Raw genomic sequence first — 24,961 nt, 5'->3', positions numbered from 1 at the left:
TTCAAGCGCAAGCTCAAATTACCAAATTCCAATAATCCAACAGAGAACACTGGACATCTAACATCCAACATTCAATATCTCACGTCTCACGTCTCACGTCTAAATAAAATTTAAACCTTTTTCCTTTACCTTAGTCATAGCATCAAATCGACAAAAAATTGATTGCTGAGGAGACCTTAGTACAGGAGCTTAAACAAAAGGAAAGTCAAGCCAAAGCCTTTGAAGTGTTGGTCAACACCTATAAGGAAAGGCTGTATTGGCATATACGTCGTATTGTTTTGAATCATGATGACGCCGACGATGTACTCCAAAACACCTTTATCAAAGTCTATAGAAACATTGACGGATTTAAAGGGGATAGTAAATTGTATTCTTGGATGTACCGCATTGCAACCAATGAGTCCTTGACATTTTTAAAACAAAAATCAAGAAAGGCCGGGATCAGTGATGAGGAGCTGAAAATGTCCTTGGTGGAAAATTTGCAGTCCGATGTGTATTTTGAAGGTGATGAAATCCAGTTGAAATTACAAAGGGCCTTGGCCACCCTTCCAGATAAGCAAAAGTTGGTTTTCAACATGAAATACTTTCAGAACATGAAGTATGATGAAATATCGGCTGCACTGGAAACCTCTGTGGGAGCTTTAAAAACCTCCTATCACTTGGCCGTAAAGAAAATTGAAGCGTATCTTAAAGCCGATTAAACCTTTTAAGGTTTTATTGGTCTAACCAGAAAAGATGGGAAAAGACAAAAAAAATAAATTCAAAACCCCCGAGGGCTATTTTGAGAACTTTCATGACCGGTTAATGGATAAAATCCATTCCGAGGAAAATCCTCAGAGCGAATCCCTCATTCCTAAATCTGATGGTTTTGCCGTTCCAGAGGCCTATTTTGAAGACATTACCCCGGCACTGATTGCCAAAATTGAAGCAAAGGACACCAAAGTCATTTCAATAAACTCTTATAAAAAGTATTACTATAGCATTGCAGCCGTAGCCGCCGTTTTGCTGTTATTTTTTGGATTGACGTGGAATTCCAATTCTGAAATAACTTTTGACGATTTGGCCAGCTCGGAAATTGATGCATATCTGGAATCTACAGAATTTAGCTTAAGCTCCTATGAAATAGCAGAAGTGGTGGCTGATGAGAATCTAGAACTATTTGATATGCTCGACAATACCTTAGGGGAAGAAAATATCATGGAATATTTGGATGAGAATGTGGAGGATTTTGAAGACCTAAATTTGGATTATGATGACTATGAATAAAAAACTACTACTATTGTTCGCCTTTGTACTGGCAACATCTTGGAGTTTTGCACAAGGACCGGCTAGGGAACGCATCAGAACCTTAAAAATCGCGTTTATCACCGAACGGGTGAATCTTACGAGCCTGGAAGCCCAAGACTTTTGGCCAATTTATAACGAATACGAAGCCAAACTAGAGGAAATACGAAGAAAAGAGCGTCTGGAATTGCGGTCTCGCGTAGCCTTGGTGCAGGATTTATCAGATAGTGAATCTGCTTCCCTATTGGAACAATATTCGACTATCCAAAAAGCCAAATACGATGCGGAACAGGATTTTATCGCCAGGATAAAAAATGTGATCTCTCCCAAAAAGACCCTCTTGCTCCTAAAAGCGGAGGAGGACTTCAAAAAACGCCTATTACAACAAATGCGCAAACGTAGAATGGGAAGTGGATAACCTCAGATTTCGACCAAATACACAAAAAGGAGCCAATTGGCTCCTTTTTTATTTAAACCATCTCATAAAACAGTGGTCAAAGAACTAAAACCCATAAAAATCTACATTATGAAAGCATTAAAAACAATACTCATAAGCTTGGCACTTTTAGGAACAATGGTAGTTAGTGCCCAAAAAACAGTTGTGCGAGTATATCCCAAACACGGAACCATTGTTACTACTATTAAAAAACCCAAAGTTGTAGTACACAAGAAAACCAACTTCTATTTTGCCGATGGCGTTTGGTACAAGGCCCGTGGACCAAAATATGTGGTCTGCGCCGCCCCTAGGGGAATCCGTGTAAAGCGATTGCCCAGCGCCCGAAGGGTTGTTGTGGTAAATGGAAGAAAATTATATAAATACAGAGGAATCTGGTATAAAAAATCAGGACGCCACTTTGTGGTGGTCAACGTTTAGTTAGGTTGGTTTTTAGTTAGCAAAGGAAGCGGCGGTTTCAATCGTCGCTTCTTTTATTTAAACACCAATTGGGCAATGCGGTTTTTGCCCGAGGCGTAGGCAATGGTGTCGTTCAAAAAACGAAGGGAATAGAACCCTTCATCACTAAGTTTATTCCAGTTTACCCCACCGTCATGGGAATAGGAAATTCCTGTAAATCCCGTGGCAACCAAACCTTTTCCTCCGGTATTTGGCACAAACTGCACACAACTTTTATAGTTTGGCTCTGCGCCATCTGCCGCCAATTGCCATGACAAACCCCCATCTTGGGTAACTATCTTATTCGCTTTGTTTGATTCGGGCTGGGTATAGTCCCCACCAATGGCAAAGCCAATTTTACCATTGTAAAAGTCGATGGAATAGATTCCCTCAGTAGGTTTCTCCTGTACTATGGGAGTTGAAGTCTTGGTCCAGTTTTTTCCCCTATCCCCTGAAGAATAGACATTTCCCCCTGTGGTGGCAATCCATACCTTGTCCCCTATTATGGCAAGATTGGTATTACTGGCGGCAAATGCGCCTTCCGCTTCATCAGCTGGTGGTAATCGCGAACAGGGTAACTTTTGCCAATGCTTCCCTCCATCCTCGGTCAAGATTATGGACAGGCACCCTTGCATGGTATCTCCAATGGCTATCCCCTCCTTGTCATCCCAAAACTTCATGGAATCGTAAAAAACACCTTCCCCTTCTTCTTTATAGACCAACTCCATCTTACCAAACTCGCCTGTTTTGTAAACCAACGCCGGGTTCCCAGCTGAGAGCATAAAAAAATCCTTGGAAGTCTTCGCTACGGCCCTAAATTCCGGAAACAGGGAATCGTGTTGCTGTGTATTGCTGCGTACATTTTGCGTTTTAACATCCACGGTTCCAAACATTCCATTGCTTCCTGCAAAAGCAAGGGTATTCCTATCCAAAAATTCGATGGCCCGTATACTTACCGAGTCCTCCAAAACAGGTTGTATATGGACGGAAGTAAATGGCTTTCGCTTTTCTCCCGTTGAGCAGGCTGTGCCAACAATTAGCAATAAAACCAATACCGAATATTTCATGCAAAATGGGTTTTCCCAAATGTAATTGGAATCTTCCTAGAAACCATACCTTTGCATTTCTTAATTTTTAAGATGCGATTACACCGAAACTTGGTATTTGCCGTTATAGACGCCCTCAACCTGATCTTCAATGAAAATGAATATGCCGACAAGGTTATAGAGAAAGTGCTGAGGTACGATAAGCGATGGGGTGCAAGGGATAGAGGATTCATTGCAGAAACCACTTATGATATTGTCCGCTGGAAGCGACTATATGCCGAAATAGCTGAGGTCCACGAACCGTATTCCAGGCCACATTTATTTCGAATGTTCGCTGTTTGGTGCGTGCTTAGAGGTATTCGAATCCCGGATTGGAAACAGCTGGAAGGAACCCCTGAACGCAGGATAAAAGGCAGGTTTGACGAACTTTCAAAAATCAGAAAGTTTAGGGAATCCGTGCCGGATTGGATAGACCAACTTGGGGAAAAGTCCTTGGGAAAAAAACTTTGGACCCAAGAAATTGCTGCCTTAAACAAGCAAGCAGAAGTAATTCTCCGAACCAACACCCTGAAAACCAAAAAAGAGGCATTGCAGGCCGCTCTGCAAGACCAGGGCATTGATACTGAAGCAATACCTGGGTATGGGGATGCCCTAAAACTCACGGAGCGGAAAAACGTCTTTACTACTGAGTCTTTCAAAGATGGACTATTTGAAGTCCAAGATGCCTCCTCCCAACTGATCGCTCCCTTTCTGGAAGTGGAACCCGGCCATCGCGTTATCGATGCTTGTGCAGGAGCCGGTGGAAAAACGCTACACTTAGCGTCTCAAATGCAGAACAAGGGCCAACTGATTGCCTTGGATATTTATGAAAGTAAGCTCAAAAAGTTAAAGGTCCGAGCAAGGCGAAACGGTGTCCACAATGTAGAAACCCGGGTCATCGACTCCACCAAGGTTATAAAAAAACTCCATAACAGTGCGGACCGGCTGCTTTTGGATGCTCCCTGTTCCGGATTAGGGGTTATCCGAAGAAATCCAGACTCCAAGTGGAAACTGCAACCGGAGTTCTTGGAGCGAATCATGGGAGTACAACAGGATATTCTCCAAAACTATAGTAAGATGCTCAAAAAGGGGGGGCAAATGGTCTACGCCACCTGTTCAATTCTGCCACAAGAAAACACGGCACAGGTAAAAGCTTTCATGGAATCGGAAGCTGGCAAGGGATTCGAGCTTGTCAAGGAGGAAAATGTATATGCATCCAAAAAAGGCTTTGACGGATTTTACATGGCATTGCTTAAAAAACAGTGAACAATATTCAATGAGCAATAAACAGTTTTCAATTATCAATTGCAATTGGGTAATGCTTTATTACTGATTATTGGTTATTGATTATTGGTTATTGGTTATTGATAATTGTTAATTGATAATTGAAGAACGAATCTATTAACAAACAAAGGTTGAAAACTGTTTGGGACCTTGATACGGAATCGCATTTAAAAATGTAAATTTGCACTTTCTTGAACCGCTCAATTGATACGCTGATATGATTCATTTCTTCGGGGACGAGGCAGAAAAAGTTTTTGCCGTCCAGACTGCACAAGAAATTACTTCAAAGGACATTCAAAAACTGACATGGTTGTTCGGCAACCAACCTAAGATAAACTCGGCGTCTCTTGACGCCTTTTTTGTTGGCCCACGTGCTGCAATGATTACCCCATGGAGTACCAATGCCACGGAAATAACCCAAAATATGGGAGTGACCGGAATCCTTCGGATTGAAGAATTCAGCGCAGTCGAAGAGGATTATCAGGATTATGACCCCATGCTGTTCCAAAAATATGGGAAGTTGGACCAGGGCCTTTATACCATAAATATTACTCCCGAGCCCATTTTGGAAATCGATGATATTTCGGCCTACAACCAACAAGAAGGTTTGGCCTTGAGCGATGAGGAGGTAAAATATTTGGAAGGGCTTTCAGAAAAAATTGGAAGAAAACTGACAGATTCAGAAGTGTTTGGTTTTAGCCAAGTAAACTCCGAACACTGTCGCCACAAAATTTTTAATGGGACTTTTGTAATCGACGGAGAAGAAAAACCAAGTTCCCTTTTCAAACTGATCAAGAAGACCTCCCAAGAAAATCCCAACGACATTGTTTCGGCCTATAAAGACAATGTGGCCTTTATAAAGGGACCCAAAGCGGTTCAGTTTGCACCTAAAAGTGCTGACAAACCTGACTATTATGAAGAAACGGAATTTGATTCAGTGCTATCGTTAAAAGCCGAGACCCACAACTTTCCAACGACCGTGGAACCTTTCAATGGCGCTGCAACAGGTTCCGGGGGCGAAATACGGGATCGTTTGGCAGGAGGTAAAGGGTCACTACCGCTAGCTGGTACTGCTGTATATATGACATCCTATTCCAGGCTGGAAGAAAATCGACCTTGGGAAAAAGGAATGCAAGAGCGGAATTGGTTATACCAAACCCCAATGGATATCTTGATCAAGGCATCCAATGGAGCATCCGATTTTGGTAACAAATTTGGGCAACCCTTGATTGCAGGTTCCGTACTTACCTTTGAGCATAAAGAGGACGCTCGAAAACTAGGGTTTGACAAAGTGATAATGCTAGCTGGAGGAGTCGGATATGGCAAGAGTGAGCAAGCCTTAAAGGATACTCCAAAAAAGGCAGACAGAATAGTCATTCTGGGTGGTGACAATTATCGTATTGGAATGGGAGGTGCAGCTGTATCTAGTGCTGACACCGGGGAATTCAGTTCTGCCATTGAGCTTAATGCCGTGCAACGCTCCAATCCTGAAATGCAAAAAAGAGCTTCCAACGCCATCCGAGGATTGGTGGAAAGTCATGATAATCCTATTGTGTCCATTCACGATCATGGTGCGGGCGGACACCTCAACTGCCTCTCTGAGCTGGTAGAGGAAACAGGGGGTACTATCAACACGGACAAACTTCCAGTAGGGGATCCCACCCTATCGGCCAAAGAACTTATTGGCAACGAATCCCAAGAGCGTATGGGCTTGGTGATTGGTCAAAAGGACATGGATCTATTGGACCGAATCGCTGCCAGGGAACGTTCGCCCATGTACAATGTAGGCGAGGTAACAGGCGATCATCGATTTACCTTTGCTTCCCAAAAAACAGGTGATAAACCAATGGATTTGGAGCTATCCGACATGTTCGGAAGTTCACCAAAGACTATTATGCAGGATGCAACCATTCCGCGAAATTACCCGGGACTTTCCTATGCTTTGGAGTATTTCCATGATTATCTGGAACAAGTACTCCAACTAGAAGCCGTGGCCTGTAAAGATTGGTTGACCAACAAAGTGGACCGCTGTGTGGGTGGTAAGGTTGCGAAGCAGCAGTGTACGGGTCCCCTACAACTTCCATTGAACAATTGTGGTGTCATGGCCCTTGACTTTAAAGGAAAAGAAGGTATAGCCACTAGCATTGGCCACTCCCCTATTTCTGGTTTGGTCGACCCAGTGGCAGGGAGTCGAAACAGTATTACTGAAGCCTTGACCAATATTATTTGGGCTCCTCTTAAGGATGGATTAAAATCAGTCTCCCTTTCTGCGAACTGGATGTGGCCCTGTAAAAATGAAGGGGAGGATGCACGATTGTATGAAGCTGTTGAAGCGGTTTCGGAATTTGCCATTGCATTGGGTATCAATGTTCCAACCGGGAAGGATTCCCTTTCCATGAAACAAAAGTATAAGGATGGAGAGGTAATTTCACCCGGAACCGTAATCATATCCGCTGGTGCAAATTGTGATGATATCAATAAAATTGTGGAACCCGTTCTACAAAAAAATGGGGGGGATATTTATTATATCAACCTTTCCAAAGACACCTATAAACTAGGCGGTTCCTCCTTTGCACAAATTCTTAACGAAATTGGGAACGAGGCTCCGACAGTTGCTGATGCAGATTATGTGCAAAAAGTCTTCAATACCATCCAGGACCTTATCAGGGCCGGTAAAATTCTAGCCGGCCACGATGTGGCATCCGGAGGTTTGATTACCACTTTGTTGGAGATGTGCTTTGCAGATGTGGATTTGGGAGCCAATTTGGATTTATCGAGTATTGGGGAAGAAGATGCCGTAAAATTGCTGTTCTCAGAGAATGCGGGAATAGTTTTCCAAGCCAAAGACGCATCGGTTGAAACCATTCTTTCCGAAGCAGGGATTGCTTGCCATAAACTAGGGACCGTTACTTCCGAAGACACTCTATCCATCAAAAATAATGGGATTGAAATTGGATTGAACGTGAGCTCGCTTCGCGATACTTGGTATAAAACATCTTATCTCCTGGACAACCAGCAGACAGCGAATGGACTTGCCAAAGACCGATATGAAAATTACAAAAACCAACCGTTGGTTTACCAATTCCCTGAAGGCTTCGCTTCGAGTGTCCCGGTGAAATCGGGAAGTATCGAGAAGCCAAAAGCCGCCATCCTCCGGGAAAAAGGAAGTAATTCTGAACGTGAGATGGCCAACGCTATGTACTTGGCCGGGTTCGATGTAAAGGATGTACACATGACGGACCTGATCTCAGGCAGGGAAACCTTGGAGGATATCCAATTCTTGGGCGCCGTTGGTGGCTTTTCCAATTCTGATGTGTTGGGCAGTGCCAAAGGCTGGGCCGGGGCCATTAAATACAATGAAAAGGCCAATAAGGTAATCAAGGACTTTTTTGCCCGACCAGATACCTTGTCCATTGGTATTTGCAACGGATGCCAATTGTTCATGGAATTGGATTTGATCAATCCTGAACACGAAACACATGGCAAAATGACCTATAACGACTCCGGAAAGCACGAAAGTAGTTTCACCTCTGTGAAAATCCAGGAAAACAATTCGGTTATGTTGGGCTCTATGGCAGGCACCACCCTTGGTGTTTGGATTTCCCATGGGGAGGGAAAATTTAGTTTGCCAAATTCCGAACAAGACTATGATATTGTTGCCAAATACGGATATGAAGACTATCCTTCCAATCCCAACGGAAGTGATTTCAATACCGCCATGCTCTGTGATAAAACCGGAAGACACTTGGTTACCATGCCGCACATAGAACGTTCTACCTTCCCTTGGAACTGGGCGCACTATCCAACGGATAGAAATGACACAGTTTCACCTTGGTTGCAAGCTTTTGTAAATGCCAGGGAGTGGGTGGAAGAAAATAGCTAAAAATAGACTTTAGACTGTAGACTGTAGACTGTAGACTGTAGACTGTAGACTGTAGACAAAAAACATACAATAGTGCCCAATACCATACGGCAAGCTAAAATTGAAGACCTTCCCGCAATCATTGAAATGCTGGCGAATGATACCTTGGGAAAACTCCGAGAAGATTACAAGTTACCCTTGCCGGAAAAATATTATGAAGCTTTTGAGAATATCGAGAATGATCCCAATCAAGAATTGGTGGTATTGGAACATGAAACTGGAAAAATAATTGGCACCTTGCAGCTTAGTTTTATCCAATATTTAACCTATCAAGGTGGTGTTCGCGCCCAGATTGAGGCTGTTCGTATCCATGTGGATCATCAAGGGAAGGGGCTTGGGAAACAATTGTTCTTTTGGGCCATTGAACGAGCAAAGGCCAAAGAAGCGCATGTGGTTCAACTCACCACCGATAAAAAACGTCCTGATGCCTTGGAGTTTTATCATTCCCTGGGATTTAAATCCTCCCATGAAGGAATGAAATTGCATCTGCGTTAACCCCGTTTAGGCTATTATTTTATAGAGTTGGTTGTTGTCCGAAACCGATGGTGTTGAAATTACGAATCTGACAATCCAGCAATCGAATTATCTAGAAATCCATTTTAAAATCCGACATCCTTTCCCTATTTTGCAATTACTTTACAGAAACTTACTATGCAAACAGTTACCAGATTATTTGATTTTCCTTACTACCAATTGGAAAACTCCCCCCTTGAAAAATCGCTGGTTACCAAACAAAACGGTCAATGGGTAGCAACATCTACCGAAGACTACCTTAGCCAAGCCAATGCCATAAGCAGGGGGTTATTACGGTTGGGGGTAAAACCCAATGAGAAAGTAGCCATTATTTCCATGACCAATAGAACGGAATGGAACATTATGGATATTGGAGTATTGCAATTGGGAGCGCAGACCGTCCCAATTTATCCAACCATATCCCAAGAAGATTACGAATACGTACTGAACCACTCGGAAGCCAAGTATTGCTTTGTATCCTGTGAAGAAGTGCTCGAAAAGGTACTTGCCATTAGCAGCAACCTTAAGAATTTGAAAGATGTGTACTCCTTTGACCAATTGGAAAATTGCAACCACTGGTCACAGGTTTTGGAAAAGGGCAAGGACACGTCCAATCAAGATGAAGTTGACAAACGAAAAGAGGCTGTAGAACCTGGCAACTTGGCCACTTTAATATACACCTCTGGTACAACTGGGAGGCCCAAAGGGGTTATGTTATCCCATAATAATATTGTATCCAATGTGCTTAGCAGTCAACCACGGGTACCTTTCCAAACAGGAGGGGTTGCCATGAGCTTTCTACCTGTATGCCACATTTTTGAGCGAATGATCCTCTACCTCTATTGTTATTGCGGGATAGAAATCCACTTTGCGGAAGGGCTCGACAAAATCAGCGACAATGTCAAGGAGGTAAAGCCCGATGTGATGACCGTGGTTCCCCGTCTACTGGAAAAGGTATATGATGCCATTATCGCTAAAGGGACTGCACTTACCGGGGTCAAGAAGAAATTGTTTTTCTGGGCTGTGGAATTAGGATTGAAATACGAACCATACGGTAAAAATGGGTGGTTGTACGAAAAGAAACTTGGCATTGCCCGTAAGCTTATTTTTAGCAAGTGGCAAGAGGCTCTCGGTGGCAACCTCAGCACTATGGTTTCTGGAAGTGCAGCCCTGCAAGCTAGATTGGCCCGAGTATTCGCGGCTGCAGATATGCCCGTGATGGAAGGTTATGGCCTTACAGAGACCTCGCCTGTGATTTCCGTGAACGATGAAAGGAACCGAGGCTGGAAAATTGGTTCAGTGGGGAAGATCATTGAAGGGGTTGAGGTGAAGATTGCCGATGATGGGGAAATTCTCTGCAAAGGGCCCAACGTTATGATGGGCTATTATAAAGACCCTGAAAAGACGGCCGAAGTGCTAAAAAATGGTTATTTCCATACCGGGGACATCGGCGAAATTGATGCAGCAGGATTCTTAAAAATCACGGACCGTAAAAAGGAAATGTTCAAGACTTCTGGTGGAAAATATGTGGCTCCGCAATTGTTGGAGAACCGTTTCAAACAATCCCGATTTATAGAACAGATCATGGTTGTGGGCGAAGGGGAGAAAATGCCAGCTGCACTCATTCAGCCTAATTTTGAGTTTCTTCACGAATGGGCCAAACGGCATGAGATTACCATAGGGGCCAATTCCGATATTACCGTAAACGAAAAGGTCATTTCCCGTTTCCAGGAAGAAGTGGATATGGCCAATGAGGATTTTGCCAAATGGGAAAAAGTAAAACAGTTTAGATTAACACCCGATGTTTGGAGTATTGACGATGGTCACTTGACTCCTACTATGAAACTCCGCCGGAAAATTGTCAAAGAAAAATATCTAGACCTGTATAATAGTATTTACGGGTATTAATTCAGTGAAATTTACTTCATATTTTGAGCCCGGATACCTTCGGGCTTTTTCATTTTTACATTTTATCAATATATTATGCATGCATAATATATTTTTGTATATTTGAGCACACCAATCTTGTTCTATGAAAGAATTGACCATAGATTATGCTTTAAGGGCCACTTGGCAAGCCGTTAGTAAAATGTACAATGAGGAGGCCAAAAACTACGGACTTACGATGGCCATAGGTTTTACCCTGCTTAGCATAGATCCCAAAAAAGGTACCCCTAGCACTGCTTTGGGTCCCAAAATGGGCATGGAGGCCACTAGTCTATCCAGAATTCTGAAGAGCATAGAGGAAAAGGGATACATCCAGCGTAAACCCAACCCAAAAGATGGAAGGGGCGTACTAATACACCTAACCGCGTTGGGTTTGGAAAAACGTAAAGACTCAAAGGATGTCGTTCTAAGGTTTAACGAGGTGGTGAAAGAAAATGTTTCGGAAGAGGATTTGGCCAGTTTCTTTAAAACTGCAACGGTCATCAATAAACTCATCGTAGATAAAAAAATCTATATAAAATCAACAAATTAATTCAAAAGCTTAATGAAAAGGCATATCAATAAAGTTGCCGTTATCGGGTCTGGAATCATGGGTAGCGGCATCGCCTGTCACTTTGCCAATATCGGGGTCGAAGTAGTATTACTGGACATCGTTCCCCGGGAACTCAACGAAAAAGAAAAGTCCAAAGGACTCACCTTGGAGGACAAGGCAGTGCGCAACCGCTTGGTCAACGACTCTTTGGCTGCGGCCCTAAAATCAAAGCCCTCTCCCATTTACCATAAAAAGTTTGCTTCGCGAATTACTACAGGGAATTTGGAGGACGACATTTCCAAAGTTGGTGGCGTGGATTGGATCATAGAAGTAGTGGTGGAGCGCCTCGATATCAAAAAGCAGGTTTTTGAAAATCTGGAAAAGCACCGAACACCCGGAACGCTGATTACTTCCAACACCTCTGGGATTCCCATCAAATTTATGAGCGAGGGAAGAAGTGACGATTTTCAAAAGCACTTTTGCGGCACACACTTCTTTAACCCTGCCAGATATCTAAAGCTTTTTGAGATCATTCCGGGTCCGAAAACTTCAAAGGACGTTTTGGACTTCTTAAATGGTTATGGAGAGCAATTTTTAGGAAAAACCTCAGTGGTTGCCAAGGACACCCCTGCATTTATCGGTAACCGAATCGGGATTTTTAGCATTCAGAGTTTGTTTCATGCCGTGAAGGAATTGGGAATGACCGTGGAAGAAGTGGACAAGCTTACCGGACCTGTAATAGGTCGACCTAAATCAGCAACTTTCCGTACTGTTGATGTAGTTGGGTTGGACACCTTGGTCCATGTGGCCAACGGAATCCACGAAAATTGTAAGGAGGATGAGCGCTTGGAGCTGTTCCAACTTCCAGATTTCATCGGCACCATGGTGGAGAACAAATGGTTGGGAAGCAAAACCGGACAAGGGTTCTATAAAAAAGTAAAGGACGATAAAGGAAAAAGCGAAATTCTAACGCTGGACTTGGATTCGATGGACTATCGGGCCAAGAAAAGTGCCAAGTTCGCCACACTGGAACTGACCAAGACCATCGACAAGGTAGTGGACCGTTTTGCAGTGCTAGCCGGTGGAAAGGACAAAGCGGGGGAATTCTACAGAAAAAGTTTTGGGGCTCTGTTTGCCTACGTTTCCCACAGAATACCAGAGATAACGGACGAGCTTTATAAGATTGACGACGCCATGAAGGCCGGATTTGGATGGGAACATGGACCCTTTCAAATTTGGGATGCTGTTGGATTGGAAAAAGGATTGGAGTTTGTCAAGGCCGAAGGGCTGGAAGTTGCCGCCTGGGTCACCGAATTGAAGGCTTCAGGAATAGACTCTTTTTATTCCGTAAAAGATGGGGCAACCTATTTCTACGACATTCCGAAAAAAGCCATGGAAAAAGTTCCAGGTCAGGATGCCTTCATCATTTTGGATAACATTAGAAAATCCAATGAAGTCTTTAAAAATAGTGGGGTTGTAATCGAGGATTTGGGCGATGGCATTTTAAATGTAGAGTTCCAATCCAAGATGAACACCATAGGTGGCGATGTACTGGCCGGACTGAATAAGGCCGTCGATTTGGCCGAGAAAGACTTCCAAGGACTGGTGATAGGGAACCAAGGAGCCAATTTCTCAGTTGGGGCCAACATTGGAATGATCTTTATGATGGCCGTTGAACAAGAGTACGACGAATTGAGCATGTCGGTGAAGTATTTTCAAGATACCATGATGCGGATGCGCTATTCATCCATTCCAACAATTGCAGCACCGCACGGGATGTGTTTGGGCGGTGGATGTGAGCTTTCACTACATGCCGACAAAGTCGTTGCCGCTGCGGAAACCTATATCGGACTTGTGGAATTTGGAGTAGGTGTGATACCTGGAGGTGGTGGCTCTAAAGAGATGGCTCTTCGTGCCTCCGACACCTTCCGAAAAAACGATGTGGAACTCAACGTATTGCAGGAGTATTTCCTCACCATTGGAATGGCCAAAGTATCCACTTCCGCCTATGAAGCGTTCGATTTGGGCATCCTTCAAAAAGGAAAGGATGTAGTGGTTGTCAATAAAGACCGACAAATAGCTACGGCCAAGGCTTATGCCAAACTAATGGCCGAGGCGGGTTATACCCGACCTGTAAAACGAAAGGATGTAAAAGTCCTGGGTAAGCAGGCACTCGGGATGTTCCTTGTGGGTACGGATTCGATGGAGGCCGGACATTATATCTCCGAGCATGATAAAAAGATTGCAGATAAGTTGGCCTATGTTATGGCCGGCGGGGATTTATCAGAAGCTAGCTATGTATCCGAGCAATACTTACTGGACATTGAGCGGGAAGCCTTCCTATCCCTTTGCACAGAAAGAAAGACCTTGGAACGCATACAGCATATGTTGAAGACTGGGAAACCGCTTCGAAATTAGATGTGAGACATTAGACTTGAGATTATAGACTATGCATAATTTTCAGGAGTTGATAATTTGGAAAAAAGCGATGGATATTGTTGAAGATATTTATCGACTTAGTTCGAAATTTCCTAAAGAGGAAATTTATGGCTTAACTAGTCAAATTAGAAGGAGTGCGGTATCAATTCCCTCAAATATAGCAGAAGGTGCAGGACGAAATACAGATGGGGAGTTTAAGAATTTTCTCGGGATTGCTAGTGGCTCTTCCAATGAATTATTTTCTCAATTGATTTTGTCACAAAGATTGGGTTTGATTCCAGAGATAGAGCTAAAGCCCATTTTAGATAACTTGATTGAAGTACAAAAAATTAATTACTCATTGATCAAAAAATTTACCAGGTGAGAGGTCTAAAATCTCACATCTAAATTCTAACATCTAGAATAAAATGAAAACAGCATACATCGTAAAAGCATACAGAACCGCAGTGGGAAAGGCCCCCAGAGGTTTGTTTCGATTTAAAAGACCGGATGAATTGGCAGCCGAGACCATAGAACACATGATGAAGGAGTTGCCAAATCTGGATAAAAAACGCATTGATGATGTGATCGTCGGCAATGCAATGCCCGAAGCCGAACAGGGCCTGAACATGGCTCGGTTAATTTCGTTAATGGGGTTGAATGTGGATGATGTGCCGGGGGTTACCGTTAACCGTTATTGTGCTTCTGGGTTGGAAACCATAGGAATCGCTACAGCTAAAATCCAATCGGGAATGGCAGATTGTATTATTGCAGGTGGCTCGGAAAGCATGAGCTATATTCCCATGGGTGGTTACAAACCTACGCCGGATTATGCAACCGCCAAGGAAGGCAACGAGGATTATTATTGGGGCATGGGGCTTACAGCAGAGGCTGTTGCGCAACAATTTAAGGTGTCCCGTGAAGATCAGGATGTGTTTGCCTATAATTCCCACATGAAAGCGCTAAAGGCCCAAGAGGAAAATCGCTTCCAGGATCAAATTGTACCGATTGAAGTTGAGCATACCTTTATTAACGGAGCTGGAAAAAAGGAAACGACGAGTTATACGGTCAATAAGGATGAAGGCCCCAGAAAAGGTACCAACATTCCAACCTTGAACAAACTGCGTCCGGTTTTTGCTGCTGGAGGCAGCGTTACTGCAGGAAATTCTTCCCAGATGAGTGATGGTGCGGCATTTGTAATGGTTATGAGCGAAGAAATGGTGAAAGAATTGAATCTGGAGCCCATTGCCCGATTGGTCAATTATGCGGCAGCCGGAGTGGAACCCAGAATCATGGGAATAGGCCCGGTAAAAGCTATCCCAAAGGCCTTAAAACAAGCGGGATTGAAACAGGATGATGTGGAATTGATTGAGTTAAACGAAGCTTTTGCTTCTCAATCCCTTGCCGTAATCCGGGAGTTGGATTTGAACCAGGAAATTGTGAATGTCAATGGTGGAGCGATTGCATTGGGGCATCCATTAGGCTGCACTGGTGCCAAACTATCGGTTCAACTTTTTGATGAAATGCGCAAGCGCAATATGAAAGGAAAATACGGTATGGTCACCATGTGTGTAGGAACCGGGCAAGGAGCTGCGGGGATATATGAGTTTCTTAATTAGATAAAAGACGTTAAGAACCAAGAAACAAGACTATGGGAAGGCATAATTTCAAAAAACTGAAAATATGGGAAGAAGGAATGAGGATAGTTGATGAAACCTACAACTTTATTCGAAACTTCCCTGATATTGAAAAATACAATCTAGCCTCCCAACTAGTTCGATGCGCTGTGTCAATTCCGAGCAACATTGCCGAAGGAACAAGTAAATCTTCGCAGAGACACTTGAAAAGTTATTTAGAAACAAGTCTAGGCTCCACATTTGAATGGGAGACCCAACTTACAATAGCATATAGAAGAAATTACATAGAGAAAAATCAATTTCTCCATTTAACAAATAAAATTGAACAATTACCAAAAATGATTTCAGGCTTCCAAAATGGATTGGACAGCAAGTCTTGATTCTTGGTTCTTGAATCTTAAATCTTATAATAATGAGTACGGAAACTATAAATAAAGACATCCTACGAGGTGGGCAATTTTTGGTCAAGGAAACCAAATGCGAAGATGTGTTTACCCTTGAGGACCTGAATGAGGAGCAAAAAATGATGCGGGAAAGCACCAAAGAATTCGTTGATAGGGAACTTTGGGGCCACTGGGAACGTTTTGAGCAGAAAGATTATGCTTACACTGAAGAAACCATGCGCAAAGCTGGAGAATTGGGATTGTTGAGCATTGCTGTTCCGGAAGCTTACGGGGGTATGGGAATGGGATTTGTTTCCACCATGTTGGTATGCGATTATATTTCCGGAGCAACAGGATCCTTTAGTACTGCATTTGGTGCGCATACTGGAATAGGAACCATGCCCATCACGCTTTATGGAACCGAAGAGCAAAAACAAAAATATGTTCCCAAATTGGCAACGGGCGAATGGTTTGGTGCTTATTGCCTAACGGAGCCTGGCGCTGGATCGGACGCCAATTCTGGTAAAACCAAAGCCGTTTTATCCAAAGATGGGAAGTCCTATAGCATCACGGGACAAAAAATGTGGATTTCCAATGCAGGATTCTGTAATGTGTTTATCGTTTTTGCAAGAATCGAGGACGATAAGAATATTACAGGATTCATAGTAGAAAATGACCCTGAAAATGGAATCACGCTAGGAGATGAGGAAAAGAAACTAGGTATCCACTCCTCCTCTACCCGCCAGGTTTTCTTTAATGAAACCAAGGTTCCCGTTGAAAACATGCTTTCTGAGAGAGGCAACGGGTTTAAAATTGCCATGAATGCCCTAAATGTGGGGCGAATTAAGTTGGCAGCAGCCTGTTTGGAAGCACAACGTCGGGTGACCACTGAGGCTGTTAAGTATGCAAACGAACGAATTCAGTTCAAAACCCCAATCATAAACTTTGGGGCTATTAAGGCCAAGGTGGCAGACATGGCTACCAACGTCTATGCGGATGAGTCTGCTTGTTATAGGGCTGCTAAAAATATTCAAGATAGAATCGCTTTGCGTGAAGCTGATGGTAATAGTCACCAAGAAGCAGAACTAAAGGGCGTTGAGGAATATGCCATTGAATGTTCCATCTTAAAAGTGGCGGTTTCAGAACACGTACAGCACACTACGGATGAGGGCATCCAAATTTTTGGTGGGATGGGCTTTAGCGCAGATACTCCTATGGAATCTGCCTGGAGAGATGCCAGAATTTCCAGAATATACGAAGGCACCAACGAGATTAACAGAATGTTGGCCGTGGGTATGTTGGTCAAAAAGGCAATGAAAGGCCATGTGGATTTATTGGGTCCGGCTACAGCAGTTGGCGAAGAGTTAATGGGTATTCCATCCTTTGATACTCCTGATTTTTCCGAACTTTTTTCTGAAGAAAAAGATTTAGTGACCCGCTTGAAAAAAGTGTTTCTAATGATAGCTGGAAGCGCAGTCCAAAAGTACGGACCAGCCCTGGAAGAGCACCAAATGCTGCTAATGTCGGCCGCAGATATCTTAATACAGATTTATTTGGCAGAATCCACTATCTTGCGCACCGAGAAAAATGCCAAAAGGTTTGGAGAAGAGGCACAAGCGGCCCAAATTGCAATGAGCAAGTTGTATTTATACCGAGCCGTGGATATTATCACACAAAAAGGAAAAGAAGCGATAGTTTCCTTTGCTGAAGGCGACGAACAACGTATGATGCTTATGGGACTTAAACGTTTTACGAAATATACGAATCAACCCAATGTCGTGGCACTCCGCACCCTAGTGGCGGATAAAGTAGCTGCGGATAACGGGTATACCTTTGACTAATTCAAATGATGCTGAAACAAAGCTTAATTTGGAAACCGCCCTTCTAGGGCGGTTTTTTTATGCAATATTTTGAAGCCAAGAGCAATCCACATACCTTTATTCCATGGATAAAAAATTGCTCGATTCCGTTTATGATGCATCAACTTTTAAGAACCATGGGGACCAACTTGTTCAACTACTTGCCCATCATTTAAACAATGCTTCAAGGGGTTCCTCCAAAACCATCGATTGGAATCTTCCCGAAGATGAACTGGCCTTTTGGAACAGTTTTTTGGAAACGGGAAAAATGGACGATTTTTTTCCAGAAATCCTAAAGCGAACCACTCATGTCCATAACCCGAAGTATGTGGGACATCAGGTTGCCGTGCCGGCACCAATTACTGCATTGACAGGATTAATTGCATCCATGCTCAACAACGGTATGGCCGTATATGAAATGGGAATGTCTCCCACCGCCATGGAGCGTATCGTTTGCGACTTGCTTGGCCAAAACATTGGATATTCGGAAAACTCAAGAGGTATCTTGACCTCTGGAGGCACACTGGCCAATCTCACTGCCCTTTTGGCGGCAAGAAAAGCCAAGGTAGAGAGCAATGTTTGGAACAACGGACATACAGGACCTTTGGCTATCATGGTAAGTGAAGAAGCGCATTATTGTGTAGATAGGGCGGCCAAAATCATGGGCCTGGGAGATGCTGGAATCATTAAAGTGCCTGTGACCGAGGATTTCACCATGGATGTATCCCAACTGGAAACCCGCTATCAACAGGCAATAGCAAATGGAGTCCAAGTTTTTGCCATTGTCGGCAGTGCCCCATCCACCGCAACGGGCATCTATGACAATTTAGTAGCTATTGGGCAATTCGCGGGCAAACACAACCTGTGGTTCCACGTGGACGGCGCCCATGGTGGAGCCGCTATATTTTCCAAAAAATACAAACACTTGCTTCAGGGAATAGAACATTCCGATTCTGTGGTTATCGATGGGCATAAAATGCTGATGATGCCCACCATCACTACGGCCTTGATTTTTAAGGAGGGACAACATTCCCACACTACTTTTAGCCAAAAGGCGGATTACCTGCTAACGGATACGGATGAAGAAGATTGGTACAATGGCGGGAAACGGACGTTTGAGTGCACCAAATCCATGATGAGCCTGCATTGGTACATCCTCCTAAAAATGTATGGTGAGGAAGTTTTTGATCAGAATGTGACCCAATTGTACGATTTGGCCGAAGCTTTTGCCCAACTTATACAAAACGACCTACATTTTGAGTTGGCCATTCAACCCATGTCCAATATACTTTGTTTCCGCTATGTGGACGAAAACCTGAACCTTGAGGAGTTGAATCAACTTAATCAAACCATTCGCCAAATTCTTTTGGAAGATGGGGAATATTATTTGGTTCAAACCAAACTACGGGGAATCCACTATCTGCGGACCACCTTGATGAATCCATTTACGACCATGGAACATTTGGGCCAACTCATCCACAAAATTAAACAAGAGGCTCATAAACTACTGACCAACAATCCTAGCTGATGGATTCGAGGATTTTCTCCTCGCTCTTCTTTCTAGAAAAATTGATCGCACATTCAATCAAGGCCAAATGGGAATAAGCCTGAGGGAAATTCCCCAGCAATCGCTTGGTCTTAAAGTCTATGTCTTCACTGAATAGCCCCAAATGGTTACTATAACTCAACAAACGCTCAAAGTGTGCCAAGGCCTTTTCTTCCTCCCCAATCTTGAACAAACTGTTGATAAACCAGAAGGTGCAAATGGTAAAGGAAGATGAAGGCAATCCAAAATCGTCCTTGTTTTTATAGCGGTACAGCAGCCCATCGTTGCTCAAATCCTCTTCAATGGCCCTAACAGTGCTCACAAATTTGGGGTCCCTGGCATGAATAAAGCCATAGGACTCCATCAGAAGCACTGAAGCATCCAAATGATCCGAACCATACGACTGTACAAAGGCATTGACGTTGCTGTTCCAAGCATTTTCATGGATATCTTCCTTGATTTCCTGCTCCAAGGCCGTCCATTTTTCAATTTTTCTGTGCTTTCCAAAGATCCGCGCAACCTTTATGGCACGGTCCAAAGCTACCCAGCAAAGGACTTTGGAGAAGGTAAAATGCCGGTCTTCCCCACGGAACTCCCAGATACCTTTATCCGGTTCGCGCCAGTGTTTGTTCACGATCCAGACAATTCCTTTGGTAATGCTCCAGAGTTCTTCCCCGTTCTCAATATCGTTGCTGAACTTAACCAGCTGCTCGTAGATAACATCCATCAATATTCCATAGATGTCATTCTGCTTTTGCTTGTACGCGGCATTTCCAATTCTAACCGGTTTGGACCCCTTGTAGCCATCCAAATGCTCCAAGGTCTTTTCCGTCAAGGTCTTTTGTTTGTTGATGCCATACATGATCTGGAGTTTTTCATCCTTTTCCGGCATCAGGTCAATGATAAATTGCAAATACCGCTTGGCTGAGTTCTTGTGACCCAACTCCGATACCACCTTGATCACCATGGAAGCATCCCTGATCCAACAAAATCGGTAATCCCAATTCCTCACTTCCCCGATGGTCTCGGGTAGCGATGTAGTGGCAGCCGCCAAAACAGCACCGGTCTTATCATACGTCAGCATTTTCAATGTAATCGCACTTCTCATGATCTCATCGTTGAACTGCTTGTAGGTCGGAGTGCGATCTACCCAGTCTAACCAATAAATCTTGGTGCGCTCCAATTCCAAGGACATCTTTTCGGTAGAGGGCTTCAAGATTTTTTCGTTATAACAGATTAGAAAATAGCCGTCTTCCTTAAGGACAATTTCATCCCCGTCCAATACCCGATTTTTGTTGAAGGAGGTATACAGAAATAGGGTGTCAAATTTTTGTTTGTTGGTCAAACTCACAATAAAGTTGGCCTTTACATGATTCGTGGTCTGCCCCTGGGCATAGGCCAATCTTGGATTGTATAATACTTTGAAACGGGGGGTTCCAGAAATGTGCTTTATATATCGGACAATCTCTGGCCGGGCATTGTATTTACCGTTGAGTTTGTAATACCTGGGCATAAAATCGTGCACCTCGAAGGTATTTTCCCCATCCGAGTATCGAGTGACCAATATGGCCGTATTTTTATGGTATTCCTGATGGATTTCGTAGTTGTATTTCGCCTGGATCTCAAAACTACCCCCGTTTTGTTCATCCAAAAGTTTGGCGAAAACAGAAGTTGAGTCAAATTGGGGCAAACAGCACCAGTCCAGAGAGCCTGTATCGGAAATCAAAGCGGCGCTTCGACAGTTACCAATTATTCCGTAATTTAGGTTATCCATAGTGGGGATTTAAAATTCTGTTGGTTATTGTTGGTTTTTTTACCTTCTATTAAATCGAAAAAATAGGAATTTTATTACATTTTAGTCCTAAAATCACCTTTCATGAGTAAAACTATAATTATTTCCAATAGGCTACCAGTACAATTACAAATAAGTGATGGCGGCCTTACTGCCATTCCCAGTGTTGGGGGCCTGGCTACGGGAATGAAGTCGGTTCATAGCGGTGGGGAAAGTCTATGGATAGGTTGGTCGGGGCTCACTGAAGAAGATACACCTGAAGCGCTAGAAGGCGAGATTGACAAAGCGCTTGCCGAGCATGGATGTGCCAAGGTAAATCTTACAGCCAACGAAATGGAAGGGTTCTATTTTGGGTTCAGCAATAGGACTATATGGCCCCTCTTTCATTACTTTTTGGAGTACACCGAATTTGAGCTGGACTTTTGGAACACCTACAAGGCGGTCAACCAAAAATTTGCAGATGCGATCATTGAGCAATCCAACGAAGATGATACCATTTGGGTACACGATTACCAACTCATGCTTGTTCCCCAAATGGTCAGGGAGAAAAGACCCAACACCTCGATTGGATTCTTTTTGCATATTCCCTTCCCCTCCTATGAGATTTTTAGGACCATGCCTTGGCGGGAAGAAGTGTTGCGAGGGCTATTGGGTTCGGACCTCATCGGTTTTCACACTTACGATTATGAACGTCATTTCCTAAGCTCGGTACGAAGGCTTTTGGGGTTGGATGTGAGTTTTAATGATGTGTACCTCGACCACAGGGTCATCAAAGTGGATTCGTTCCCCATGGGAATAGATTATAAGAAGTTTAGGGATGCGGCTATTGACCATAAAAAAAACACCAAGGGCAAACGCACGGATTTTCAGATACGATTGGATAACCACAAGGCTTCTGCCCCAGATACAAAATTGATCCTTTCCATTGATCGGTTGGATTACAGCAAGGGTATAGCGAAGCGTATAAACGCTTTCGAGTATTTTTTGAACAAATATCCCGAATACAAGGAGAAGGTCCGACTGATTATTCTAGCCGTGCCTTCCCGTTCCAATGTTCCCCAATATCAATTGCTCAAAAAAGAGGTTGATGAGCTGGTGGGGCGAATCAACGGGGAATTGTCCACGGTAAACTGGACGCCTATTTGGTATTTCTATCGTTCCCTCCCTTTTGAAAATCTAATTGACCTTTATACCAGCAGTGACATTGCGTGGCTTACCCCTTTACGGGATGGAATGAACTTGGTGGCCAAGGAATACATTGCTACCCGAATTGATAAAACTGGGGTGCTAATCTTGAGCGAAATGGCCGGTTCCGCTTATGAGATGAATGAATCCCTTTTAATCAATCCCAATAACTTTGAACAGCAGGCGGATACGCTTAAACAGGCGATCACCATGCCCAAAGAAGAACAAATGGCTCGGAACATGTTCCTTCAAAACCGGTTGGAACGATACAATGTGGAAGTATGGGCGAATGAATTCATGAACTCCCTCAATCAAAAAAGTGATGATGCAGATACCTTTGTTTCCCAAAAATTAACCAATGCCATTCTTAACAAGATCAGCAAACAATACAACACCGCTAAAAAACGATTGTTGTTCCTCGACTACGATGGCACCCTGACAGGTTTCCATAAGGACCCCCAAAAGGCAACCCCCGATGCAGAGTTGTACGGTCTATTGGATAAATTGCACAACGATGAAAATACCACCCTCTTTCTAATTAGCGGAAGGGACAAACAGACCTTTACCAAATGGTTCTTGGACAAAAAATACAACATGATCGTAGAGCACGGGGTTTGGATCTCTACAGGAGGGGAACCTTTTAAAATGCTGGAAAATGTAAAAGGGGAATGGATGGAAAAAATAAAACCAGTCTTGGAATCCTTTGTGGATAGAACCCCTGGCTCGTTTATAGAGGAAAAGAACTATTCCATGGCCTGGCATTATAGAAACACGGATCCCGATTTTGGTACAAAACGGGCTACGGAACTCAACACGGTGCTTACCAGTCTTATCGGTAATGATGATATCAGCGTGCTCAACGGCAATAAGGTGATGGAAGTTAAAAGTAGCAATGTCAACAAGGGCCGAGCCTCTGTGCGTATCCTTGGCGAGGATGACTACGATTTTGTTTTTGCCATTGGTGATGATTGGACAGACGAATTTATGTTCCAAGAACTACCGGAATCAGCAATAACCGTTAAAGTTGGATTAAAGAAGACCCAAGCCAAGTATTTTGTGGAAAACACGAAGCGAGTGCGCGATTTACTCCATCAACTTGTACTGGCATGATCAGCAGACTGCTCCCCCTTATTTTGCTCCTAACCTCATTACAACTGCTCGGGCAGGCCAATACCGAAGTATATCTTTTTGACCTTGATCTTGAAAATGGAAGTCCGGTACTTACCAATCCCAAGAACATCTCCAATAACCATGGCTACGACAACCAACCCTCCTTTTGGGACGACAATACGCTCTTGTTTGCCTCCACCCGGTCGGACCAAACAGATATCATAAAATTCAATATTGAAGCTGGTAGCACAAGTTCATGGATTACCAACACCCCAACCGGAAGCGAATATTCTCCTTTGAAAATTCCGGGAAAAGATGCCGTTTCTTCCATTCGCTTGGATTTGGACGGGCTGCAATTGTTGTATAATTACAATGTTTCCTCTGGGAAATCCAAAGCCATATTACCTAACCAAAAAGTGGGTTACCATGTTTGGTTCAATGCCGATATTTTGGTCACCTCAGTATTGGTCAACAACCGTATGGACCTTGTGGTTAATAATGTTAAAGATGGTTCGCGACAGACCATTGCCAGAAGCGTGGGTCGTTCTTTTCATAAAATTCCAAATACCCAATTGGTAAGTTATATCAGTAAAGCCGGTGAAAATTGGGAAATACTGTCACTAGACCCCAAGACGGGACAGACGAAAAAAATTGCAGAGGTACTCCATCAAAGTGAGGACCTTTGTTGGTTGGACCAAACAACCATCCTCACCGGAATTGGAAAATCCTTATTCAAATTGAATACTAGCGAGAATAAAGGATGGGAGGAAGTAATCCAATTCGATTTGGATGAAATCAACAATATTAGTCGCATCGCTGTTAACCCTGGAAGAAATAGACTTGCATTCGTTGCAGAGGTTTCGCCGCTTCAAATCATTAATCGACAAGTGGAAACCTTCAACAACCGAGATTTGTTCGGCTTTGTTTCCTGCTATACGGAAGATGTTGTTGTAGAGCGCTTTCCTGATCAGCCGATGTATACCGGCCGGGAAAAAATGACGGATAACTACGACCGGTTCTATCAGAATACCAAGGATGCCAAAGTTGAAGTGGTCAACCGAATTCGACTCGGGAATACGGTCATAGATGAGGAAATTAGCATGGTGGACGGGAGAAAGGGGCATCAAGTGGCCATTTATGAGGTGGAAAACGGATTTATAGCTTCCATGCGCTTTATTTTTCCCGAACGGGAGACCGTTGATTCGGAATCCATTGTACAGACCCAATTGGATGCCTACAACGCACGAAATATTGATGCCTTTATGGCCACCTACTCTGACGATGTGCAGCTCTACAACTTCCCCAATAAGTTAAGCCAGGGGAATCGGAGCAAAATGAAGGAAGCATACCAAAACTTCTTTAAGGCCAACCCAAACCTACATTGCGAAATAAAAAATAGAATCGTAATCGGGAACAAAGTAATTGATGAGGAATTGGTGACCCTTAAGGATTCCCAAATTAGGGCTGTCGCGGTATACGAGGTCGAAGATGGGAAAATTTCCAGGGTAACCTTTATCCGTTAAACCCGACCAACAAACTCCTATTTAAATAATTGACACGCTTTTGTTACAT

Annotated in this window: 19 protein-coding genes; 17 read left to right on the top strand and 2 right to left on the bottom strand. The window is 43.5% G+C overall.

Annotation, left to right across the window (positions count from 1 at the left end; all coding sequences use genetic code 11):
- Positions 1-158 precede the first annotated feature (158 nt).
- The 4 genes from M3P07_RS03595 to M3P07_RS03580 all read left to right on the top strand — a co-directional run bounded on the left by M3P07_RS03595 (position 159) and on the right by M3P07_RS03580 (position 2,158).
- Positions 159-701, top strand: coding sequence for an RNA polymerase sigma factor (locus tag M3P07_RS03595; protein ID WP_249968530.1), 543 nt, complete (start codon positions 159-161; stop codon positions 699-701).
- A gap of 34 nt (positions 702-735) precedes the next feature.
- Positions 736-1,266 (top strand): hypothetical protein, encoded by a 531-nt coding sequence (locus tag M3P07_RS03590; protein WP_249968529.1) that lies wholly within the window; start codon positions 736-738, stop codon positions 1,264-1,266.
- A complete protein-coding gene (locus M3P07_RS03585) occupies positions 1,250-1,702 on the top strand; it encodes a hypothetical protein (RefSeq protein ID WP_249968528.1) in 453 nt (150 codons plus the stop codon). Before M3P07_RS03590 ends, M3P07_RS03585 begins: the two co-directional genes overlap by 17 nt.
- 108 nt (positions 1,703-1,810) lie before the next feature.
- Positions 1,811-2,158 carry a DUF6515 family protein gene (locus M3P07_RS03580; protein WP_249968527.1) on the top strand — a complete coding sequence of 116 codons (348 nt, stop codon included), beginning with the start codon at positions 1,811-1,813 and terminating at the stop codon, positions 2,156-2,158.
- A gap of 53 nt (positions 2,159-2,211) precedes the next feature.
- On the opposite strand, the gene M3P07_RS03575 is transcribed toward M3P07_RS03580, so the two are convergent.
- Positions 2,212-3,243, bottom strand: coding sequence for a WD40/YVTN/BNR-like repeat-containing protein (locus M3P07_RS03575; RefSeq protein WP_249968526.1), 1,032 nt, complete (start codon positions 3,241-3,243; stop codon positions 2,212-2,214).
- 72 nt (positions 3,244-3,315) lie between these two features.
- On the opposite strand from M3P07_RS03575, the gene M3P07_RS03570 reads away from it, so the two are divergent.
- The 11 genes from M3P07_RS03570 to M3P07_RS03520 all read left to right on the top strand — a co-directional run bounded on the left by M3P07_RS03570 (position 3,316) and on the right by M3P07_RS03520 (position 19,284).
- Positions 3,316-4,527: an RsmB/NOP family class I SAM-dependent RNA methyltransferase gene (locus M3P07_RS03570; RefSeq protein WP_249968525.1), complete on the top strand. Its 1,212-nt coding sequence runs from the start codon at positions 3,316-3,318 to the stop codon at positions 4,525-4,527.
- 235 nt (positions 4,528-4,762) lie between these two features.
- Positions 4,763-8,428 carry a phosphoribosylformylglycinamidine synthase gene (gene purL, locus M3P07_RS03565; RefSeq protein WP_249968524.1) on the top strand — a complete coding sequence of 1,222 codons (3,666 nt, stop codon included), beginning with the start codon at positions 4,763-4,765 and terminating at the stop codon, positions 8,426-8,428.
- A 72-nt stretch (positions 8,429-8,500) separates the two neighbouring features.
- Positions 8,501-8,962: a GNAT family N-acetyltransferase gene (locus M3P07_RS03560; protein WP_249968523.1), complete on the top strand. Its 462-nt coding sequence runs from the start codon at positions 8,501-8,503 to the stop codon at positions 8,960-8,962.
- Positions 8,963-9,118: 156 nt separating this feature from the next.
- Complete coding sequence (locus M3P07_RS03555) at positions 9,119-10,888, top strand: AMP-dependent synthetase/ligase (RefSeq protein ID WP_249968522.1); 1,770 nt, start codon at positions 9,119-9,121, stop codon at positions 10,886-10,888.
- A gap of 124 nt (positions 10,889-11,012) precedes the next feature.
- Entirely contained in the window at positions 11,013-11,459 is a 447-nt protein-coding gene (locus M3P07_RS03550) for a MarR family winged helix-turn-helix transcriptional regulator (RefSeq protein ID WP_249968521.1), read from the top strand.
- 12 nt (positions 11,460-11,471) lie between these two features.
- Positions 11,472-13,877: a 3-hydroxyacyl-CoA dehydrogenase/enoyl-CoA hydratase family protein gene (locus M3P07_RS03545; protein ID WP_249968520.1), complete on the top strand. Its 2,406-nt coding sequence runs from the start codon at positions 11,472-11,474 to the stop codon at positions 13,875-13,877.
- A gap of 31 nt (positions 13,878-13,908) precedes the next feature.
- Positions 13,909-14,262 (top strand): four helix bundle protein, encoded by a 354-nt coding sequence (locus M3P07_RS03540; RefSeq protein WP_249968519.1) that lies wholly within the window; start codon positions 13,909-13,911, stop codon positions 14,260-14,262.
- Between the two features lie 43 nt (positions 14,263-14,305).
- The gene (locus M3P07_RS03535; RefSeq protein WP_249968518.1) at positions 14,306-15,496 is read left to right on the top strand and encodes an acetyl-CoA C-acyltransferase; all 1,191 of its coding nucleotides are present in this window, start codon (positions 14,306-14,308) and stop codon (positions 15,494-15,496) included.
- 32 nt (positions 15,497-15,528) lie between these two features.
- A complete protein-coding gene (locus M3P07_RS03530) occupies positions 15,529-15,894 on the top strand; it encodes a four helix bundle protein (RefSeq protein WP_249968517.1) in 366 nt (121 codons plus the stop codon).
- A gap of 32 nt (positions 15,895-15,926) precedes the next feature.
- Positions 15,927-17,738 (top strand): acyl-CoA dehydrogenase family protein, encoded by a 1,812-nt coding sequence (locus tag M3P07_RS03525; RefSeq protein ID WP_249968516.1) that lies wholly within the window; start codon positions 15,927-15,929, stop codon positions 17,736-17,738.
- 103 nt (positions 17,739-17,841) lie between these two features.
- A complete protein-coding gene (locus M3P07_RS03520) occupies positions 17,842-19,284 on the top strand; it encodes a pyridoxal phosphate-dependent decarboxylase family protein (RefSeq protein ID WP_249968515.1) in 1,443 nt (480 codons plus the stop codon).
- Here M3P07_RS03520 and M3P07_RS03515 read toward each other — a convergent pair.
- A complete protein-coding gene (locus M3P07_RS03515; RefSeq protein WP_249968514.1) occupies positions 19,277-21,076 on the bottom strand; it encodes a glycoside hydrolase family 15 protein in 1,800 nt (599 codons plus the stop codon). The two genes, M3P07_RS03520 and M3P07_RS03515, sit on opposite strands and share 8 nt — an antisense overlap.
- A gap of 102 nt (positions 21,077-21,178) precedes the next feature.
- On the opposite strand from M3P07_RS03515, the gene M3P07_RS03510 reads away from it, so the two are divergent.
- Both M3P07_RS03510 and M3P07_RS03505 read left to right on the top strand, forming a co-directional pair.
- Positions 21,179-23,389, top strand: a complete 2,211-nt coding sequence (locus tag M3P07_RS03510) for a bifunctional alpha,alpha-trehalose-phosphate synthase (UDP-forming)/trehalose-phosphatase (RefSeq protein ID WP_249968513.1) — start codon at positions 21,179-21,181, stop codon at positions 23,387-23,389.
- Positions 23,386-24,912 carry a nuclear transport factor 2 family protein gene (locus tag M3P07_RS03505; protein ID WP_249968512.1) on the top strand — a complete coding sequence of 509 codons (1,527 nt, stop codon included), beginning with the start codon at positions 23,386-23,388 and terminating at the stop codon, positions 24,910-24,912. The genes M3P07_RS03510 and M3P07_RS03505 overlap by 4 nt, the downstream gene beginning before the upstream one ends.
- Positions 24,913-24,961 lie beyond the last annotated feature (49 nt).

It is taken from the genome of Flagellimonas myxillae, from assembly GCF_023502235.1.
Taxonomy (GTDB): Bacteria; Bacteroidota; Bacteroidia; order Flavobacteriales; family Flavobacteriaceae; genus Flagellimonas; species Flagellimonas myxillae.
The sequence above is the reverse complement of the archived record's forward strand: the minus strand, read 5'-3'. Positions and strand labels throughout refer to the sequence as shown.

What these genes read in the sequence shown, in the direction of transcription:
- M3P07_RS03575 (WP_249968526.1), bottom strand. Translation starts at nt 3,243, where the DNA reads ATGAAATATTCGGTATTGGTTTTATTGCTAATTGTTGGCACAGCCTGC.
- M3P07_RS03585 (WP_249968528.1), top strand. Translation starts at nt 1,250, where the DNA reads ATGATGACTATGAATAAAAAACTACTACTATTGTTCGCCTTTGTACTG.
- M3P07_RS03535 (WP_249968518.1), top strand. Translation starts at nt 14,306, where the DNA reads ATGAAAACAGCATACATCGTAAAAGCATACAGAACCGCAGTGGGAAAG.
- M3P07_RS03590 (WP_249968529.1), top strand. Translation starts at nt 736, where the DNA reads ATGGGAAAAGACAAAAAAAATAAATTCAAAACCCCCGAGGGCTATTTT.
- M3P07_RS03530 (WP_249968517.1), top strand. Translation starts at nt 15,529, where the DNA reads ATGGGAAGGCATAATTTCAAAAAACTGAAAATATGGGAAGAAGGAATG.
- M3P07_RS03580 (WP_249968527.1), top strand. Translation starts at nt 1,811, where the DNA reads ATGAAAGCATTAAAAACAATACTCATAAGCTTGGCACTTTTAGGAACA.
- purL (WP_249968524.1), top strand. Translation starts at nt 4,763, where the DNA reads ATGATTCATTTCTTCGGGGACGAGGCAGAAAAAGTTTTTGCCGTCCAG.
- M3P07_RS03545 (WP_249968520.1), top strand. Translation starts at nt 11,472, where the DNA reads ATGAAAAGGCATATCAATAAAGTTGCCGTTATCGGGTCTGGAATCATG.
- M3P07_RS03540 (WP_249968519.1), top strand. Translation starts at nt 13,909, where the DNA reads ATGCATAATTTTCAGGAGTTGATAATTTGGAAAAAAGCGATGGATATT.
- M3P07_RS03520 (WP_249968515.1), top strand. Translation starts at nt 17,842, where the DNA reads ATGGATAAAAAATTGCTCGATTCCGTTTATGATGCATCAACTTTTAAG.
- M3P07_RS03505 (WP_249968512.1), top strand. Translation starts at nt 23,386, where the DNA reads ATGATCAGCAGACTGCTCCCCCTTATTTTGCTCCTAACCTCATTACAA.
- M3P07_RS03510 (WP_249968513.1), top strand. Translation starts at nt 21,179, where the DNA reads ATGAGTAAAACTATAATTATTTCCAATAGGCTACCAGTACAATTACAA.
- M3P07_RS03515 (WP_249968514.1), bottom strand. Translation starts at nt 21,076, where the DNA reads ATGGATAACCTAAATTACGGAATAATTGGTAACTGTCGAAGCGCCGCT.
- M3P07_RS03555 (WP_249968522.1), top strand. Translation starts at nt 9,119, where the DNA reads ATGCAAACAGTTACCAGATTATTTGATTTTCCTTACTACCAATTGGAA.
- M3P07_RS03570 (WP_249968525.1), top strand. Translation starts at nt 3,316, where the DNA reads ATGCGATTACACCGAAACTTGGTATTTGCCGTTATAGACGCCCTCAAC.
- M3P07_RS03525 (WP_249968516.1), top strand. Translation starts at nt 15,927, where the DNA reads ATGAGTACGGAAACTATAAATAAAGACATCCTACGAGGTGGGCAATTT.
- M3P07_RS03550 (WP_249968521.1), top strand. Translation starts at nt 11,013, where the DNA reads ATGAAAGAATTGACCATAGATTATGCTTTAAGGGCCACTTGGCAAGCC.